This window comes from Polaromonas sp. P3_C2, from assembly GCF_056402675.1.
The window spans coordinates 1-2,710 of the sequence record NZ_JBFUGX010000573.1 but is presented as its reverse complement, the minus strand read 5'-3'; the positions used below and the strand labels follow the sequence as shown (position 1 = coordinate 2,710).

Here is a 2,710-nt window from a genome sequence, read left to right as displayed (position 1 = left end):
ATCCTGTGCCGCGGCGGCATCTTCCTCTACCCCTGGGACAAACGCGAGCCCGAAAAGGCCGGAAAACTGCGCCTGATGTACGAAGCCAACCCCATGAGCTGGCTCATCGAGCAGGCCGGCGGCGCCGCCACCAACGGCAAACAACGCATCCTGGACTTGCAACCCACCAAGCTGCACGAGCGCGTCAGCGTCATACTCGGCTCCAAAAATGAGGTCGAACGGGTGACCTCCTATCACTCCGGGCTATAATTGAAGGCTGTATTTCATAAAAAGCCGGTGTAGCTCAGTCGGTAGAGCAGCTCATTCGTAATGAGAAGGTCGGGTGTTCGATTCATCTCTCCGGCACCAATTCAGGCGGAAATAGCGATAGTGGTCACTTACCGGTGATCGCTGAGGTCACTTCTGGTGACAGTCGATTTTCCGCATTAAAAATGCCTCCTTTGTGGAGGCTTTTTCTTTTCGGTAGGCAAGCATTTACCGCCGACTCAACCCAAACCTTGTTGATTTCTGCTGCCCTCTCATCAGCAAGACACAAAACCTGTTCTCGCAGCAGCTCTCGCAGCGGTACACACTACAGTGAGGGTTCCAAAATCGTAAAACGCTGAATGACCGATGTCACCGCTGGGCTCAGGAACGCCTATGGGAACAAAGAAGGTTGCTCTATATTCGTTTACCAAACCAGAAGGGTAAGTGAACTTGTCAAGCACCACATAGGCACGCGATAAGTCCGTTTCGGCTACAGAAAGAGCATCTTCTGTCACTGGCACTAGGAGGTTTTTCCTGGTGTAGTTTTTGTCAATGTATGCATCCCGAAATTTTCTTACATCTTCTGCCGTTGCTTTACGAATAATTCCATCTCGAATGGCTTTATCAAGAGCAGGTTGGGGGTCGGGCTCCGCAGACTTGGTGTCTTGTAGCTCGAAGCAAGTTCCTTCCTTGCACTTCAAGATTTCAGCAAGCTCTTTCTCGCGCCTATCCGTCATCTCTTGCCAACACATGGCGATCGCTACACGGCGGAAGCTTCCTCCTTCCCAGTCCCCCGTGGAGAACATGCAATCCGAGTCGCGGAACTCAAGCCATGCCTTCTGCGATTTGCGCAGAGCATTTTTCAAGTCGGTACTCACCAAGCGTCGCATCAATAGCCGATAGGTATCGTTCAGAGCGACGTCCTTCGTGTAGTAGCCATACCAAGTGCAAAGAGCCATGTCTCCAGTGCCATCGCAGCCTTTTGAGATTTCTTCACGAATCTCTTTTTCTGTATAGCCTTTTTGCCCCTGTGCCATAGCTCGGATAGCTCTGTCGTTGCCCAAAGAATAGGTCGTTGTGAGCAAGAGAAGTGCGAGAACTGCAGTGAACTTCATGGTGAGAACTAACGTTGGATTAAATCGATGTCCTGTGTGACTCTATTGTCCGGGGTTTCAGGCATATACAAGGGATGTGATTAGCACCATTTTTGGATCTCCCCCCGTGGGTGTCGAATTTCCGCACTGAGCTGCCCTTAAAAATTGACAGCTTAAAGGCTCCTGTTAGATATATGAAAGCATCTCTTCGGAACCAATTGAAAGTCCGACTCGACTACAGCGCCCCTAAGTTGCACACCCGTCTTTTTCAATAGTGAGGTAAGGACGCCCTCGTCTGGCAATTGCGTGAACGTCCAAAAAAGGGGGTTAGCCCCAGCCTTGGCCCCAGCCTTGGCCTCAGTCGCGCCTGTTTGCGCGTGAAGGGCATGCGAAGATATAACCTCCCGGAAACCAAAAAATCAAAATGCTGGAGCAGCTTCTTTCCAACTACATCGGCAATGCCGGCGCCGCCAACGCTCGCGGTGAATACGCCGCCGCCGCTGAGTGGTGCCAACGTAGTCTTCAACTCGCCCCTGACCTGCCTGAAGCCTGGTATCACCTGGGAACCGCATTCGGTGGGATGGGCAGAAAACCTGAGGCGGTAGACGCCCTTGAAAAGGCCCGGGTTCGGACACTCAATTCTGCGGACGCACAAAACAGCATCGGCCTGCAGCTGACCGAATTGGGGGCATACCTTAAGGCGGAGCAATGTCTGAATCAGGCGCTGGCATTGGCGCCGGACTATGCTTTTGCCCACTCCAACCTGGGCAAACTCCGGAGCAAACAGAAACGGCTGGACGATGCCGAAACGGCTTTCAGGAAGGCAATTGCACTGAGTCCGGATCTGGCTCCCGCTTATGTCAATCTTGGTGGCGTATTGAGTGACCAGAAAAATTACGAGGCCGCCGAAGCCGCCTGCCGCAAGGCAACCGAGCTGGCGCCGGATTCAGCCGAGGCCTGGCTCAACCTGGGGATCGCGTTGAACGGACTGAAGCAGCATGAGGCAGCCGAATCCTCTTACGCGAAAGCGATGGCGCTTGCACCGCATTGGCCCGACGTGTGGATCAACCGGGGAGTCGCTCTCGATGAGATGAAACGGCATGACGCGGCTGCCGACTGTTACAAGCGGAGCATGGAGCTGGATGCAAACGTCGAATTCGTGTTTGGTTCGCTGTTGCACGCAAAAATGAAGGTTTGCGACTGGCATTCACTTGCCTCCGATCTGCCAAAGATTTTCCAGGAAATCGAGCGTGGGAGGAATGTGGCAATACCGTTCGAAATCCTGGGACTCACTACGGATTTGGCGTTGCAGGCGCAAGCGGCCGCTATATGGGTCAAAGACAGATGCCCAAACTCAGCCACCGTCAGCC

At 53.3% G+C, this 2,710-nt stretch carries 2 protein-coding genes, 1 tRNA gene and 1 pseudogene; 3 read left to right on the top strand and 1 reads right to left on the bottom strand.

All coding sequences use genetic code 11. From position 1 onward, the window contains the following. Both AC1DWI_RS19140 and AC1DWI_RS19135 read left to right on the top strand, forming a co-directional pair. Positions 1 to 249 (top strand): annotated as a pseudogene (locus AC1DWI_RS19140) (class 1 fructose-bisphosphatase); the annotation flags it as partial. Positions 250 to 272: 23 nt separating this feature from the next. After that, positions 273 to 348, top strand: a tRNA-Thr gene (locus tag AC1DWI_RS19135). 173 nt (positions 349 to 521) lie between these two features. On the opposite strand, the gene AC1DWI_RS19130 is transcribed toward AC1DWI_RS19135, so the two are convergent. Continuing rightward, on the bottom strand, positions 522 to 1,361 hold the full coding sequence (locus AC1DWI_RS19130) for a lysozyme inhibitor LprI family protein (protein WP_477668092.1): 840 nt from the start codon (positions 1,359 to 1,361) through the stop codon (positions 522 to 524). Between the two features lie 403 nt (positions 1,362 to 1,764). Between AC1DWI_RS19130 and AC1DWI_RS19125 the strand changes: the two genes are divergently transcribed. Then, positions 1,765 to 2,710, top strand: a 946-nt coding sequence (locus AC1DWI_RS19125; RefSeq protein WP_477725467.1) for a tetratricopeptide repeat protein, incomplete at its 3' end; no start/stop codon positions are given.